Source organism: Paraburkholderia sp. AV2 (assembly GCF_054968425.1).
The window spans coordinates 101,827-116,293 of record NZ_JBANLK010000002.1; the positions used below are offsets into that span (position 1 = coordinate 101,827).

Consider the following 14,467-nt stretch of genomic DNA (forward strand, 5'->3'; position numbering starts at 1 on the left):
GCGTGCCAAGCATCCGGCCGTGTCTTTCGTCGAATGAATCGTTTGCGCAGGTGTCGCGAGACCTCGTGCCGGCAAGCGTTACGTCACGTAACGCCGGCATGGGAGCGTTACGGAACAGGGCGTAACACGATGACTTTCTAGTCCTGAATAGTGTTGTCATGGTTTGTCCGGGCTAAACAACACAACGCCTATGCCGATAATGAAAATACGAGAGGGCGATTGCGCAACGATGTTTGTTACGCTATAAAAGCCGCACAAGGAGCACTGAACGCATGCATCAAGAGGGATGTGTATGCGATTTGGGCCAACGTTAGCGAGCTGTAATAAAGGCTCGCGCGCAGCCGGACCGGATGCGCAGGCGACTATTCACGATACGGGCAAGGCTTTGTGAAGCCGGCGCAGGACAACGTGAAAGCGAAATAAGAGAGAGGGCCGAAATGAACAAACTGTTCAAACAATTCATCAAGTCGGAAGACGGGGTTACCGCGCTGGAATATGGGCTGATTGCGGGAGTGATCGCGCTGGCGATTCTGACTGCGGTCACGAACCTGGGCGCCGAGCTGAACACCGTGTTCACCAACATCTACGCGAGCTTGTCGAAGACCGTTGGCGGCTAAGCCGACGTCGCTCTTTGCCCTATTCGTAGTAGTCCGTAGCGAAGCAGAAACTCTGCTTTTCACTCGCTCCGTTCCTGTGGTGCGTGCGGATTGCTGTGCGCGAATTCCGGCTATGACACTCACCCTACTCAGCGACCTCGTGTTCGGCGTCTGGGCGGTGGCGGTCGCGATCGGCGATTGCCGCTCGCGCCGCGTGCCCAACGCCCTCGTCGTGGCCGGTCTGTGCGCTGCGCTTGCCGCGTCGGTGCTCCACGCCGGTCCGGCGCGCATCGACGTCGCACAAGCCCTTGGCGCTGCCGTGGTCGGCCTCGCCGCGCTCATGCCGTTCTTTGTGCTCGGTGTGATGGGGGCGGGCGACGTCAAGGTGTTCGCCGTGCTTGGTGCATGGTGTGGGCTGCATCTGTTGCCGGGTCTCTGGATCGCAGCGAGCATTGCTGCGGGCGTGCACGCAGCAGCGACGCTGCTTGTGCTTCGTCGTCGCAGTAGCGCTGCGCGTTATCAAGGAGTGCAGATATTTATGGTGGGCGGGCGTCGCGGTACACCATACGCCGCCTGCCTGACGGTGTCGGCCGTCGCGTGGCTCGCATGGCAGTTCGCGCTGGGAGGTATCCGATGAGCCGGGTCACGGGCAAGCCCACGCGTCGCGCGATGCAGCGCGGTACCGCCGCAGTCGAATTTGCGATCGTGTTCCCGGTGTTCTTCCTCGTGCTGTACGCGATCATCACGTACAGCATGGTGTTCCTCACGCAGCAGAGCCTGACAGCAGCAGCGGAAGAGGGTGCGCGTGCCGCGCTCGTCTGGCAGAGCGCGACGAGCGATGGCACGGCCCTGAGCGAGCGTGCCGCGCAGGCGTGCAGTCGCGCGACGACCGTCGTGAGCTGGCTACCCGTCACGGCGACCTGTACGAATGCGATCAGTGCATCGCCGTCGGGTTGCACGAACAACCCCGCCATGGACTGCATCCAGGTGACGCTGACTTATGCATACGGGGCGAATCCGCTCGTGCCGATATTGCCTCTTCTGAGCATCGCTATACCGCAGTCGCTCACCGGCCAGGCCACCGTGCAGCTCGACCCGGAGAACCTGCTCTGATGTGCGTCCATACCTCTCTATCCGTAATCGCGCCGCTCCAGCGGAGCCAGGGTGACCGTTCATGGCGAATCTGACCAAAATCGTCGCGGGCCTGCTGATTGCCGGCGCTCTCGTGCTCGGCGCGTTTGCTTTCATGCTGGCGCGCCGCGCACCTCCGGCGCCCGTCGTACCGCCCGTTTCGTCGGCTGTCCAGATGCTCACGCCGGTCGTCGTCGCCACGCGCACGCTGCCCGCGGGTCAGCCGATTTCCGCCGATGCGCTGCGCGTACAGGCCTTGCCCATTCATCCCGAAGGCGCGTTTAACGACAAGGCGCTGATCGCCGGCCGCGTGCCGCTTACCGAGATCGCGGCGGACGCGCCCGTGCTCGACACGCAACTGTCGTCGAGCCTCGCGGCCAGCATCCAGCCTGGCGAGCGCGCGGTGGCGGTGCGTGTAGACGAGGTCAACGCGGTGGGCTACGAGCTGAAGCCCGGCAATTACGTCGATGTGTTCTTCACGCTGCGCCGCGATGGTGCGGTGAGCGGTGGCGAAGTGGGGCGCACCCAGGCGCGCCTCCTCGTCTCGAAGGCGCGCGTGCTGGTCTTCGGCAATCCCGCCGACGCAACGCCGCCGGGCGGCAATCCGCAACGCACGAGCGGCTTCGGTACGCAGAACATGGCGCCGCGTACCGCCGTGCTCGCGGTACCGGTGACCGAGGTGGACAAGCTGGCCCTCGCCCAAAGCCAGGGACAACTGATTTTGGCGCTGCGCAATCCGACCGACGACGACACAGTCGATCCTTCGGCGTTCGCAACGTCTCCGGGCGTGATCAAGGTCGTGTCGCACGACGCGCCGCAAGGCTCGACGCGCGCGGCGGAGGGCGTGGCGCTCGATCAGCTCGCCGGCGGCAGTGCGCCGCGCGAGGCAGCGGCAGCAACACATCGCAACGCGCCGGCGGCGCGCGGCGGCATCGAAGTAATACGGGGCGGGCGAGCGGAAACGGTTGCCTGGTAATGTGCCGCACAGGCGCGGCGGGTTTGTGGCAAGCAAAACAATATGACGATGACGAGGAAACTCGCAGTGGCCCTCGCGGCATCCGCGTGCGCCGGGCTTCTCACGCTCGCGCTTGCGACGGTGCCCGCGCGCGCTGCGCCGGGTGCGCAAGCGGGAGCGGCGGCGGGATCGGCGGAACTGCCGCAGGCGGTCGAACTCACGGTGGGCGAGCAGCGCACGCTGCCGGTTTCGGGCGCATTGCGGCGCATCGCCGTGGGCGATCCGTCGATCGCGGACGTGATGATCGTGCGCGGCGACCGGCGTGGCGGCGTGCTGCTGGTGGGCAAGGCGCCGGGCACGACGAACGTGATGCTGTGGGACGGCGGCGATACGGTGAGCACGATCACGGTCAACGTGACGACGAGCGCCGCACGCGCGTTGCTCGGTCCGGATACGCCGGCGGTGAAGACGCTGAACGGCACGGCGATCATCACGGGCGAAGCGGCGACGATGGAGGCTCACCAGCGCGCGGTGGTCGCGGCCGAGGGCGCGCTCGGCAAGGATGCGAAGCCGGACAGCGTGCTCGACGCGTCGAATGTCGCGACGCGTGCGGTGGTTCAGGTGGATGTGCGCGTGGTGGAGTTCAGCCGGTCGGTGCTCAAGCAGATCGGCTTCAACTTCTTCCGCCAGAACAATGGTTTTTCGTTCGGCTCGTTCGGACCTTCGTCGCTGTCGTCCGGCGCGAACAATACGGCGGTGGGCACCGCGCTCACGGGCATCACGCCGATCTCGTCGGCGTTCAATCTCGTGTTTTCGTCGGCTTCGCATGGGCTGTTCTCGGATCTGAGCCTCATGGAGACGAACAACCTCGCGCGCGTGCTGGCCGAGCCGACGCTCGTGGCGCTCTCGGGGCAGAACGCGAGCTTTCTCGCGGGCGGGGAAATTCCCGTGCCGGTGCCGCAGGCGCTCGGTGCGACATCGATCGAATACAAGCCGTACGGCATCGGGCTCACGCTCACGCCCACCGTGCTCTCGCCGCAGCGTATCGCGCTGAAGGTCGCGCCCGAGGCGAGCCAGCTCGACTACACGAACGCCGTGACGATCAGCGGCGTTTCGGTGCCGGCGATCACGACGCGCCGCGCGGAAACGACCGTCGAGCTGGGTGATGGCGAGAGCTTCGTGATTGGCGGCCTGATCGATCGCGAGACGTCGTCGAACGTCAACAAGGTGCCGCTCCTTGGCGACTTGCCGGTGATCGGCACGTTCTTCAAGCAATTGCAGTATCAGCAGACCGACAACGAACTGGTGATCATCGTGACGCCGCATCTGGTTTCGCCGCTCGCGAAGAACGCCATGCTGCCCGCCACGCCTGGTGAGCAGTCCGAACAGCGTGATGGACCGGTCTGGCGCGCGTTGCTGGGCGGCGCGGCCTCGCGCGATCCGGTACCGGGATTTTCGCCGTGAGCGCGCCGAGGCAGCCTACGGCGCAGCGGAAAAAATGGGAGAGCAGTCATGAACGCGAGAGCGCACTTGCAGACTGACCGTACGGTCGCGGATTCCTTCGTGTTCGCATCGCCGGACGAAGCGCACGCACGCTGGGTTGCCCGCTCGATCGGGGCGGCCGGCAAGATGGAAGCCGTGGCGCTCGATCCGGCGCAGGTGACGCAGCGCATTGCGATGCACATGCCCTCGCTTCTGCTCGTGGACTTCTCGGCGGGACGCGGCGCGGCGGCGAGCGCGGTGGCGGCAGCCGCGCACGCGGCGTTTCCGGGGCTGCAGGTCATTGCAGTGGGCACGCTCGCCGAACCCGAGAGCGCGCTCGCGGCATTGCGCGCGGGCGTGCGCGATTTCGTCGACATGGCGGCCGACGGCGGCGACGCGCTGCGCATCGTGCGCCAGGTGCTCGACAACCGCGTCGAGCCGGTGAGCCGCCACGGCCACCTCACGGTGCTGCTGGGCGCGCGCGCGGGCATGGGCGTGACGACGCTCGCGGCGAACCTCGGCGCGCTGCTTGCGCACAAAGGCGCCGCCATCAACCGCCACACGGCGCTTCTCGACCTCGGTCTGCCGGCCGGCGACGGCGCGTTGCTGCTGAACGCGGGCAACGGCTTCTCGTTCGTCGACGCCGTGCGCAACCTGCGCCGCTTCGACCAGACCTTCGTGCACACGGCGCTCGCGCGCCACGAGAGCGGGCTGGCGCTGACGACCCTGCCTGCCGATCTCGGCGCGCTGCGCGAGGTTTCGTATCAGTCCTCGGCGGCGTTGCTCACGCGGCTGCGCGCGTTCTTCGACCATCAACTGGTCGACCTCGGCGGCTTTTCGAATATGGAGTTCATCGCGAACGTAGTGCAGGCCGCCGACGACACCTGGCTCGTCTGCGACCAGAGCGTCGCCTCGATCGTTTCGGCGGCGCGTCAGCTCGACGCGTTGCGCGAGGGCGGCGTGGACCTCGCTCACGTGCAGCTCGTGCTCAACCAGTACGAAGCGGAGCTCGATCTCTCCGCCGCGCAGATCGCTTCGCGCCTTGGCATTGAACTTGCGGGGGTATTGCCGTCGCGACGCGTGGCGCTGTGCCAGGCGGCCAATCGCGGCAAGCTGCTCGCCGAAACGGCGCCGCGCGATCCCTACGTGCGCGCGCTCGAAGCGCTCGCCGCGCAGCTCGATGGTCAGCGGCCGCGCGCGGCGAGAAAGCTCGAGGCGCTGCGCCGCTTTCTCCCACACTCTTCGAAGCGGTCGTAGATCATGGCGGATAACATCGAATTTGCCGACGACTCTCCTCTGTTCGCGCAGAGCCAGCAGTTTCAGGACGTCAAGAACGCGGCCCACGAGCATCTGCTCACACGCATCGAAGAGCTGGGCGCCGAATTCGGCCGCTGGTCGCGCCACGCGATCAACCAGTTCGTCGACCTGGAGATGGACAGCTTCGTCCGGCTGCGTCATATCCCGATCAACGAAAGCGAGGTGCGGATCATCGCCGAGGCGTTGACGAAGGAACTCGCGGGCTTCGGGCCGATCGAGGATCTGCTTGCGGATCCCGCCGTCGAGGACATCCTCGTGAACGGCTATAGCGACGTCTACGTGTCGCGTCACGGCATCCTCGCGAAGATTCCGGTGCGTTTCTCCGACAACGCGCATCTGCTGCGCATCGTGCGTCGCATCCTCGCGCCGATCGGGCGGCGTCTCGACGAATCGAATCCGATGGTCGATGCGCGCCTGCCCGACGGCGGACGCATCAATGTCGTGATCGAGCCGCTTTCGCTGGCGGGTCCGATCGTCTCGATCCGCAAGTTCCGCAAGGATCCGCTGCGGCCCGACGATCTGCTCGGCAACGGTACGTTTGGGGTGGAGATCGGGGCGCTCTTCGAAGCGGCGGTGCAGGCTCGCTGCAACATCCTCGTTTCGGGCGGCACGAGTTCGGGCAAGACGTCGCTGCTCAATGCGCTGGCGTTTCACATCCCCGACGTGGAGCGCGTGGTGACGATCGAAGACACCGCGGAGCTTTCGCTGAACCACCCGCATGTGGTGCGGCTGGAGAGCCGGCCGGGCGGCTTCGACGGCGCGGGCGTGGTGAGCATCCGCGATCTGCTGCGCAACACGCTGCGCATGCGGCCGGACCGCATCATCGTCGGCGAAGTGCGCGGCGGCGAGGTGCTGGAAATGCTGCAGGCGATGAACACGGGCCACGACGGATCGATGGCCACCGTGCACGCGAGCTCGCCGCGCGAGTGCCTGTATCGCCTCGAAATGCTTGCGGGGTTCGCGGGCTTTCAGGGCACCGAATCGAGCCTGCGCCGGCAGATCGCGAATGCGGTCGACTTCATCGTGCAGATCGGCCGGCTCTCGAACGGGCGCCGGAGAATTCTTTCGGTAACCGAAGTAACGGGGCTGTCCGACAACATCATCGCGACGCAGGAGTTGTACCGCTACGAGCCGGTGACCACCCCCGAGGGCGAGGAGATCGACCGCTGGGACTCGCTCGGCATCCATCCGCATTCGCCCAAGCTTGCGCGTTTCCGGCAGACCTTGAGCGCGGCTGCCTTCGGCATGGGCGGGCGCGACGGGGGCTTCAATGTCTAGCGTGCTGGCCGTCGTCGCCGCGCTTGCGCTGCTGTTCGCAGCGTCGGGGCTCATGCTCTGGCACCGCGCGCAGACGCGGGTCGCGCGCGAGCGCGTGACCCGCTTCGTCGAAAGCCGGGTGTCGGCGGCGGGCTATGGCGCCGCCGTGCCCGTTCACGCGGGATCCGGCACGAAGAACGCGGAAGGGGCGACGGCATTTGCGCCGTCGCGCCCGGGTGCGCGCGCGGCGAATGCACCCAATGGACCCAACGCATCGAACGCATCGAACGCCCAGACGCCCACCCGCGCCGCGGCGGACCCGGATAGCTGGCGTGCACGTGCCGCGACGGCCTTCGAACACGCGATGAGCCGCGCCGGGATCGCCAACGCACGCAAGCCCGCATTGCTCATCGCGTTCGCAACGCTGACGGCGTGCCTGTGGGCTGGACTACTCGGCGGCGCGCTCGCCGCGCTAACCGTGCTGGCAATGATCGGCGTGCTCGTGGCGTTTGTACTTTCGTTGCGCATGCAACGGCGCCGTGCGAGGCTGGTCGCGCAGCTCCCCTCATTTCTCGACGGTATCGTCCGTCTCGTGGTGCTCGGCAACAGCGTGCCGGCCGCGTTCCAGGCCGCGCTTCAGACCACCGAGATGCCGCTGCGCGAGTGTCTCGAACGCGTCTCGCGCATGCTGCGTACCGGCGTCGAGATCGATCGCGCGCTGCATCAGGTCGCCCAGGTCTATCACGCAAACGAGCTCGATCTGGTGGGCGCGGTGCTGCGCCTGTCGGTCCGTTACGGCGGGCGCGCCGACGTCATGCTCGAACGCATGGCGACCTTCATGCGCGATCTCGATCAGGCGCAGCGCGAACTCGTGGCGATGTCGGCGGAAACGCGCATGTCCGCATGGGTACTGGCACTGCTGCCCGTTGGCATCGTCGGCTTTCTCATCCTCGTCAACCCGAAGTATTTCGCGGCGATGTGGTACGACGATGGCGGCCGTCATCTTGTCTATGGTGCGCTCGTGCTGCAGGCGGTGGGCGCGTATCTGCTGTATCGGCTCACCCGGCTGAGGAGCTCGCCATGAACGCAGGACGGCTCGGCGTGCTCGCGCTACTGCTGGCGGCGCTCGGTTTTGCGCTGCTGGCAGGGCAGGCGCTAAGCCGCATTGCCGCTGCGCGGCGCAGCGCGCGCACGCTCGAGCAGCGCTTCGCGAGCTATGGGGCCGAAGCGGCCGTGGCCGATGCGCGCGCGGCGGCGTCGAACCGGGCCGACGCCGGTGGTGGCGCAGGCGGCGCTGCGGGCGGCGCAAAGATCGGCTTCGGCGCGGCGACGCAAGGGATAGGGGCGGGCGTTAATGCGGTGTCCCAGGCAAGTGCGGCGGGTTCTGCCGCGGAAGCCGCGGGCCGGTCGGCAGGCTCGCAGCCGGCGCGCGCAACCGGGCTCAAGGGTTTCGTCGAAGCGTTCGCCGAACGGGGCGCGCGCTGGCTCGATACGCCGGCGGGCCGGCTCATCGTGGCCGAAGAAGACCGGCGTGTGCTGGATCGCTGCGGCTATGTCGACGCGCGCTCGCGCGGGCTTTTTCTCGTCGCACGCGTTGCCTGCGCGGCGGGGGGCGGCGCTGTCGGCGCGTGGCTTGCCACGTCGCACAATCCGGCCGGCCATCCGCTCGTGTTCATGGGCGTGGCCGCCGTCGCGGGCTTCATGCTGCCCAAGCTCTGGCTGGCAAGGCGCGTACGCGCGCGAATCGAATCCGTCGCAAACGAGCTGCCGATGTTCGTCGATCTGCTGCGCCTGCTTCAGGGAGTGGGTCTCTCGCTCGACCAGAGCCTGCAGGTCATGGTGAACGAATTCCGCCGCGTGCTGCCCGTGCTTGCGGGCGAGATGGAGATCGCGCAGCGCCAGTTCGTCGCGGGTCGTACGCGCGAGCAATCGCTGCATCGCATGGCGTCGATCTATGAGAACGAGGACTTGCGCGCCGTGATCCGTTTGATCATTCAGGTCGACCGCCACGGCGGCGCGGTCCAGGAGCCGCTCAGGCAATTCGGCGAGCGCCTGCGCGAAGTGCGCCGCGCGTCGCTGCGCGAGCGCATCGGCCGGCTCACCGTCAAGATGACCGGCGTGATGGTGCTCACGCTCTTGCCTGCGCTGCTGATCGTCACGGCGGGGCCCGGCTTGATCGCGGTGATGCGCGCGCTCGCCTCGCATCGTTGAGAGCCGGCCATGAAATTCGCTCACGAGGACATCATGAATCACATCGTTACGCGTCGAGCGCCGGCTGCGCGCGGCGCGCTTGCCGCCGCGGCATGCATGGCGCTTGTGGTACTCGCTGCCTGTGCGTCGAAGGAACAGGGCTACGGCGTGGGGCCGCAGGCCCAGGCCGAACTGCAGATGCGCGACGCCACGCGCGACCCGGCGCCCGATACGCCGGGCATGTACCTGGGGCTCATCCAGCGCATGCAGGCCGAGGGGCTCTATTACGCATCGCTCGCGCATATCGACGCGTACGAGCATCAATACGGCGCGAGCCCGGAGTCGATCGTGCTGCGCGCCGATGCGTTGCGCGCGACGGGGCAGTCGGCAGCGAGCGCCACGGCCTACATGCAGTTGCTGACGACGCCGTTCGCGGCGCGCGGCCATCGCGGCCTGGGTCTGCTCGCGGGCGCGGCCGGCGATTTTTCGAAGGCGGCCAGCGAACTGGCGGAGGCGTCGCGGCTGGAGCCCACCGATGCCACGACGCTCTCCGATCTCGGCTACGCGCTGCTGCGCGAGGGCGAGGTGGCGGCGGCGCGCGTGCCGCTGCTGAAGGCCGTCGAGCTCGATACGCATAACCCGAAGATCGTCGCCAATGTCGCGCTGTATTTCGTGGCGAGCGGCGATGCGGCAAGCGCGCAGGCCCTGATGGCGCAGGAGGGTCTCGCGCCGGCGGCGCGCGCGGCGATCGAGCGCGACGCGCAAAACGTCGCGCAGGCTCAGCACGCGCGCGAGATGGCACACGCGCGCGCGGCATTGGCGAGCGCGGCGATGCCCGCGCCGACGGCGGCAATGGCAAGTACACAGTCGGGCTGGCCGGGCGGGGAGGCGCAGCCGCGGCTCGTCGAGCGCTCTGCTCAATGACGTGCAATGACTCGCCAGGGCAGGCGGAACACGGGGAGCGATATGAAGAAGACGAATAACCGTAGCGGAAGCAGCGGCGGAAACGGCGGCGGAAACCGCGGCACGCGCAGGCAACTCGCGGCGCTCGCGCTTTGCGCGCTGCTAGCGCCGCAGGCCCATGCGCAGGCAACTGACGCCGCGCCGAACAGCGAGATCGGTCATTCGGCGAGCGCGTGGCTCGAACTCCAGCGCAGCAACGCGCAGGCCGCCCCGGCGCTGCCTATGCTGGGCGCGGAGGCAGGCCTCGCCTGGCGGCGCTACCTGAAGTCGTTCGATACGGAGATTCCGGCCTCGTTCGGCTCCTCGGTCGACACGGGACAGAGCCAGGCCAATATGGCCAATACGCCGGCGACTTCGGGCGGCTCGAACTGAGATGGATGCGCGCGAGCCCCTGCCGGTGCGCGCCGGCGCAGACGCAAGGCGGCCGCTGTTGCGGCGGCGCGCTCGCGCGCGTATGCCTGCGAGACGGGCGCGCGGCTCGATTGCGAGCATCGCGGCCCTCGCGCTCGTCGTGGCGGTGGCGGCGCTCGGGGTGCTCGATGTCGCCAACTTCTATCTCGCACGCCGCTCGCTGCAGAACGTCGCGGACCTCGCCGCGCTGGCCGCCGTGCAGCAGATGGACGACGCGTGCCAGCAACCGCCCATCACGGCAGCGGCGAATGCGGCGAGCAACGGATTCACCGTTTCGTCCACGCAGACGCTGTCGACCGTCTGCGGACGGTGGGATTCGAGCGGCAGCGGTATGGCGTTTACGCAGGCCTCCAATCCGCCCACTGCGGCCCAGTTGCCGCTCAATGGCGCGGAGGTGACGGTCACGCGCCTCGTGCCGTACTTCTTTGTCGGGCCGGCGCACGAGGTTTCGGCCGTAGCGACCGCCCAGGCCACGAATACGGACTCTTTCTCGCTCTCGACGACGCTGGTGCAGGCGGATCTGCTCAACGGGTTGCTGAGCGGCCTGCTCGGCACGAGCGTCAACCTGTCGCTGGCCTCCTGGAGTGGCCTGGCAAATACGACCATCAGCCTCGGCGATCTGGTGGCGCAGGCCAACGCGGGTACCGTGGATGGCCTGCTCAACACGAACGTCACGGTCGCGCAGCTCGCCCAACTCATGGCCAATGTGCTGCAGAAGCAAGCCGTCACGGACGCGAATGCGTCCGCCGCACTCGGCGCGCTGAACACGATTCTCTCCGCGAACATTCCCGGCACCACCAGCTTTGCGCTTGGCAATCGGCCGAATGCTCCCGGGCTGCTTTCGCTCGGGCTCGCCGATTCGAATGCCGCGCTCGACGCGACGATCTCGCCGCTGCAGGCACTCATCGTCGGCGCGGAGATCGCGCAGACCGGGCAGCCGCCGATCGGCCTGAACGTCAACCTGAACAACCTGACCGGCGGCCTCGGCACGCTGCCCGCGAGCCTGCAGTTAGCCGTGCAGATAGTCGAGCCGCCTTCGATCGGGGTCGGCCAGCCGGGCTACATTCCCGGCACGACGACGTGGCGCACCGTCGCGAGCACCGCGCAAATTCTCGTACTGCTCAATGTCGGGCTCGGCACATCGAGCCTGACCGTCAACATTCCGATCCTCGGCTCGCTCATCAACTTTCTGACGCAAGCCGTGGATGTGTCGGTTCAACTGCCGGTCTATCTCACGGTGGCTCCCGCCCAGGCATGGCTGACGTCGATCCAGTGCGCACCGACCGCGGCGGCGAGTGTCATCAATATCGGCGCCCAGACCGGTCTCCTCAACCTCTGCATCGGGCAGGCGCCCACGGGCCTGAACTCCACGCAGGCTTTCAGCTGCGGCACGCCCGCCACGATTGCGAACGTTGCGCTGGCGGGCCAGCCGGTCGCGACCGTAACGGCTGCCTTGCCGCTTGAGGCCTCGGTGCCGGCCGCCGATGCGGTCACGTTATCGTTCGACGGCAACGGTAATCCGCTCGGCAGCAACAGCACCAACGCGAACCAGCTTGGCCCGCTGCTTTCCGCCACGCTGTCGGACACGAGCCAGGCGCTGCTGCAGGGCAACGCGTTGAATGTCTCGCTGCTCGGCAGCCAGAGCATTCCGGCGGGTCCGCTCGTCGGCTTCGTCGGCAGCGTGCTCACCACCTTGCTTACCCCCGTGCTCGACACGCTCAGCACCGCGCTGATCGCCCCGCTTCTGCAACTGCTCGGCGTTCAGGTGGGGGTCGCCACCGTGACGCCGAGCCCCGCTGTCTGCGGCGTCGCGCAACTCGTCAAATAGAGCCACACGATGCGAACCACCACCCCCATCGAGGAACTCGATCTCTACGTCTGGGAGGGCAAGGCCGACATCGTCGAGCGCGTCGGGCGCTGCATGGCCAGTCTCGACGTCGACGTGATCCGCGCCGACGACACGGTCATCTCGCCGCAGCGGCTCGCCGCGCGCGCGTCCATTGCCGTGGTCAGCGTGAGCGTGATCGACACCGGTGCGCTCGTGCTGCGCGACTGGCAGGCTACCCACGGCATGCCCGTGATCTGGGTGGGCGCGGCGCCGCGCGACAATGACCCGGCCATGTACCCGGCGGAGTACTCGTACATCCTGCCGCTCGACTTCACCTGCGCCGAGCTTCGCGGGCTCGTCTCGAAGCTCGTGATCCAGTTGCGCGCGCATTCGGCGCAAACGGCGGGCGCCGACGTGCTCGTCGCCGAATCGGAATCGATGCACGCGCTAATGAAGGAAGTCGAGACCTTCGCCGACTGCGAGACGAGCGTGCTCGTGCACGGCGAGACCGGCACGGGCAAGGAGCGCGTGGCCGAGCTGCTGCATCGCAAGAACGCGCGCTACGGCCAGGGCCCGTTCGTCGCCGTGAACTGCGGCGCGATTCCCGACGGTCTTTTCGAATCGCTCTTCTTCGGCCATGCAAAAGGCTCGTTTACCGGCGCGGCGGTTGCGCACAAGGGCTACTTCGAGCAAGCCGACGGCGGCACGCTTTTCCTCGACGAAATCGGCGACCTGCCGCTCTACCAGCAGGTCAAGCTGCTGCGTGTACTGGAGGACGGCACGGTCACGCGCATCGGTTCGGCCACGCCCGTGAAGGTGGATTTCCGGCTCGTCGCGGCCACCAACCGGCAGTTGCCGAATCTCGTGAAGGAGGGCACGTTCCGCGCCGATCTCTACTACCGGCTCGCGGTGATCGAACTGATCGTGCCGTCGCTCGAGGAGCGCGGGGCCGTGGACAAGATCGCGCTCTTCAAGGCGTTCGTGGCGATCGTGGTGGGCAAGGAGCGGCTCGCCACGCTGCCCGAGCTGCCGTACTGGCTTGCCGATTCGGTTGCGGCAATGCGCTTTCCGGGCAACGTGCGCGAGTTGCGCAACCTGGCCGAGCGCATTGGGGTCACGGTGCGCCAGACGGGCAGTTGGGACGCGCCGCGCCTGCGCCGGCTGCTGGCGGGCGCGCTTGGGGTACAGCCGGCCGCAGCGGAGGCCGGGCTGCCGGTGATCGATCGCAGCAAATGGGACATGGCCGAGCGCAGCCGGTTGCTGGCGGCGCTGGATCAGAACGGCTGGCGGCGCAAGGATACGGCCCAGTTCCTCGGCATCAGCCGCAAGGTGCTGTGGGAAAAGATACGCAAGTACCAAATTTTCGACGAGGAGCCCGAAACCCGGGAAAGTGAGTGATAATTAGCCGGTTTTGCCAAAACTAGAACTGTTCAAAGCAGGGACTACATGGACTACAAGTGGAGAGTTCGACAGGCGGCACTGGCAGTCATGGTGCTGTTCGGGGGGACCGAGGCCGGTTGCGCGCAGGCGCTGCCGCAAGACGCTGGGGTGACCACCCAGCCGGCGGTCCAGGCGGCGCCCGCTGCAACGGAGGCGTTGCCGGCAACGGCCGCTTCTGAACCGGCGGCCCAAAGCCAAACGATTGCGCTGACGCCGGAAGAGGCGCAGCAGAACGCGGCGGGCAATGTGGCCGAGCTGCAGCAGATGATCCGCGGGTCGGATCTGAACGAGCTGCGCACGACCTACAACGGCACGTACGGCGCGAGTCTGCTGTTTTACGGCAAGGAGATGATCTACTACGTCGCGCTGTTCCAGAACAAGACGTTCTGGCGCGTCATCAAGACCAGTGACGAGACGCGCGCCGAGGCCATTTACCGCGACTTCGCGCAAAAGTCCCAGCAGCTCGCCGAAGTGGAGATCCGCCGGATCCGGCTCTCGGCGCAAAAGGCCTTCACCGACCGCATGATCGCGCTGACTCAGGATCACGCGAACCGTCTCCAGGCGGATCTCGCGATTGCGCGTCAGCAACAGGCGGTCGTGTCCGACCAGCAGAAGCAGACGCGCGACCAGGCGAATGCGCTGCAGGTCGAGAAGGCGGCGGCTCAGGACCAGTTGCGGGCCGCGCAGCGTCAGGTTCGCGAGCTGCAGCGTCAGGTTGAGGGCGGCTTGCCGGTCCAGTGAGCAGAATGCCGCCCTCGCAAGCGGCATGATGTTGGAGCGGGGCGGAAAATCCGGGCTGGCATGCTGGCCCGGTATGCCGCTTATCCCGGCTTTCCGCACTTTCGCTCGCGCAGTGTCTTCAATGCGGCGCCCCACCACGGGGCGCCGTTTTCATTC

General features: G+C 67.1%; 14 protein-coding genes. All 14 read left to right on the plus strand.

Going from position 1 to position 14,467, the window contains the following annotated elements; all coding sequences use genetic code 11:
• The first annotated feature begins 437 nt into the window (after nt 1–437).
• The 14 genes from V8683_RS02200 to V8683_RS02265 all read left to right on the plus strand — a co-directional run bounded on the left by V8683_RS02200 (nt 438) and on the right by V8683_RS02265 (nt 14,311).
• Nucleotides 438–617 carry a Flp family type IVb pilin gene (locus V8683_RS02200; RefSeq protein WP_411189203.1) on the plus strand — a complete coding sequence of 60 codons (180 nt, stop codon included), beginning with the start codon at nt 438–440 and terminating at the stop codon, nt 615–617.
• Between the two features lie 112 nt (nt 618–729).
• Nucleotides 730–1,233 carry an A24 family peptidase gene (locus V8683_RS02205; RefSeq protein WP_411189204.1) on the plus strand — a complete coding sequence of 168 codons (504 nt, stop codon included), beginning with the start codon at nt 730–732 and terminating at the stop codon, nt 1,231–1,233.
• Nucleotides 1,230–1,709, plus strand: coding sequence for a TadE/TadG family type IV pilus assembly protein (locus tag V8683_RS02210; RefSeq protein ID WP_411189205.1), 480 nt, complete (start codon nt 1,230–1,232; stop codon nt 1,707–1,709). Before V8683_RS02205 ends, V8683_RS02210 begins: the two co-directional genes overlap by 4 nt.
• 61 nt (nt 1,710–1,770) lie before the next feature.
• On the plus strand, nt 1,771–2,703 hold the full coding sequence (gene cpaB / locus V8683_RS02215; RefSeq protein ID WP_411189206.1) for a Flp pilus assembly protein CpaB: 933 nt from the start codon (nt 1,771–1,773) through the stop codon (nt 2,701–2,703).
• Between the two features lie 48 nt (nt 2,704–2,751).
• The gene (locus V8683_RS02220; protein WP_411189207.1) at nt 2,752–4,146 is read left to right on the plus strand and encodes a type II and III secretion system protein family protein; all 1,395 of its coding nucleotides are present in this window, start codon (nt 2,752–2,754) and stop codon (nt 4,144–4,146) included.
• Nucleotides 4,147–4,194: 48 nt separating this feature from the next.
• Nucleotides 4,195–5,421, plus strand: a complete 1,227-nt coding sequence (locus V8683_RS02225; protein WP_411189208.1) for a P-loop NTPase family protein — start codon at nt 4,195–4,197, stop codon at nt 5,419–5,421.
• 3 nt (nt 5,422–5,424) lie between these two features.
• Nucleotides 5,425–6,759 carry a CpaF family protein gene (locus V8683_RS02230; protein WP_411189209.1) on the plus strand — a complete coding sequence of 445 codons (1,335 nt, stop codon included), beginning with the start codon at nt 5,425–5,427 and terminating at the stop codon, nt 6,757–6,759.
• On the plus strand, nt 6,752–7,822 hold the full coding sequence (locus V8683_RS02235) for a type II secretion system F family protein (protein ID WP_411189210.1): 1,071 nt from the start codon (nt 6,752–6,754) through the stop codon (nt 7,820–7,822). Before V8683_RS02230 ends, V8683_RS02235 begins: the two co-directional genes overlap by 8 nt.
• Nucleotides 7,819–8,949, plus strand: coding sequence for a type II secretion system F family protein (locus V8683_RS02240; RefSeq protein WP_411189211.1), 1,131 nt, complete (start codon nt 7,819–7,821; stop codon nt 8,947–8,949). Before V8683_RS02235 ends, V8683_RS02240 begins: the two co-directional genes overlap by 4 nt.
• Nucleotides 8,950–8,958: 9 nt before the next feature.
• A complete protein-coding gene (locus V8683_RS02245; protein WP_411189212.1) occupies nt 8,959–9,852 on the plus strand; it encodes a tetratricopeptide repeat protein in 894 nt (297 codons plus the stop codon).
• Between the two features lie 42 nt (nt 9,853–9,894).
• The gene (locus V8683_RS02250; RefSeq protein ID WP_411189213.1) at nt 9,895–10,263 is read left to right on the plus strand and encodes a DUF3613 domain-containing protein; all 369 of its coding nucleotides are present in this window, start codon (nt 9,895–9,897) and stop codon (nt 10,261–10,263) included.
• Nucleotides 10,264–10,345: 82 nt separating this feature from the next.
• Nucleotides 10,346–12,130 carry a pilus assembly protein TadG-related protein gene (locus V8683_RS02255; protein WP_411189214.1) on the plus strand — a complete coding sequence of 595 codons (1,785 nt, stop codon included), beginning with the start codon at nt 10,346–10,348 and terminating at the stop codon, nt 12,128–12,130.
• Between the two features lie 9 nt (nt 12,131–12,139).
• Entirely contained in the window at nt 12,140–13,528 is a 1,389-nt protein-coding gene (locus tag V8683_RS02260; protein WP_411189215.1) for a sigma 54-interacting transcriptional regulator, read from the plus strand.
• 48 nt (nt 13,529–13,576) lie between these two features.
• A complete protein-coding gene (locus V8683_RS02265) occupies nt 13,577–14,311 on the plus strand; it encodes a DUF2968 domain-containing protein (protein ID WP_411189216.1) in 735 nt (244 codons plus the stop codon).
• The last annotated feature ends 156 nt before the right edge of the window (nt 14,312–14,467 follow it).

Bases quoted from the DNA above. Each gene is read 5' to 3' on its own strand.
- V8683_RS02230 (WP_411189209.1), top strand. From the start codon at position 5,425: ATGGCGGATAACATCGAATTTGCCGACGACTCTCCTCTGTTCGCGCAG.
- V8683_RS02220 (WP_411189207.1), top strand. From the start codon at position 2,752: ATGACGAGGAAACTCGCAGTGGCCCTCGCGGCATCCGCGTGCGCCGGG.
- V8683_RS02250 (WP_411189213.1), top strand. From the start codon at position 9,895: ATGAAGAAGACGAATAACCGTAGCGGAAGCAGCGGCGGAAACGGCGGC.
- V8683_RS02200 (WP_411189203.1), top strand. From the start codon at position 438: ATGAACAAACTGTTCAAACAATTCATCAAGTCGGAAGACGGGGTTACC.
- V8683_RS02210 (WP_411189205.1), top strand. From the start codon at position 1,230: ATGAGCCGGGTCACGGGCAAGCCCACGCGTCGCGCGATGCAGCGCGGT.
- V8683_RS02205 (WP_411189204.1), top strand. From the start codon at position 730: ATGACACTCACCCTACTCAGCGACCTCGTGTTCGGCGTCTGGGCGGTG.
- V8683_RS02260 (WP_411189215.1), top strand. From the start codon at position 12,140: ATGCGAACCACCACCCCCATCGAGGAACTCGATCTCTACGTCTGGGAG.
- V8683_RS02245 (WP_411189212.1), top strand. From the start codon at position 8,959: ATGAAATTCGCTCACGAGGACATCATGAATCACATCGTTACGCGTCGA.
- V8683_RS02225 (WP_411189208.1), top strand. From the start codon at position 4,195: ATGAACGCGAGAGCGCACTTGCAGACTGACCGTACGGTCGCGGATTCC.
- V8683_RS02235 (WP_411189210.1), top strand. From the start codon at position 6,752: ATGTCTAGCGTGCTGGCCGTCGTCGCCGCGCTTGCGCTGCTGTTCGCA.
- V8683_RS02265 (WP_411189216.1), top strand. From the start codon at position 13,577: ATGGACTACAAGTGGAGAGTTCGACAGGCGGCACTGGCAGTCATGGTG.
- V8683_RS02240 (WP_411189211.1), top strand. From the start codon at position 7,819: ATGAACGCAGGACGGCTCGGCGTGCTCGCGCTACTGCTGGCGGCGCTC.
- cpaB (WP_411189206.1), top strand. From the start codon at position 1,771: ATGGCGAATCTGACCAAAATCGTCGCGGGCCTGCTGATTGCCGGCGCT.
- V8683_RS02255 (WP_411189214.1), top strand. From the start codon at position 10,346: ATGCCTGCGAGACGGGCGCGCGGCTCGATTGCGAGCATCGCGGCCCTC.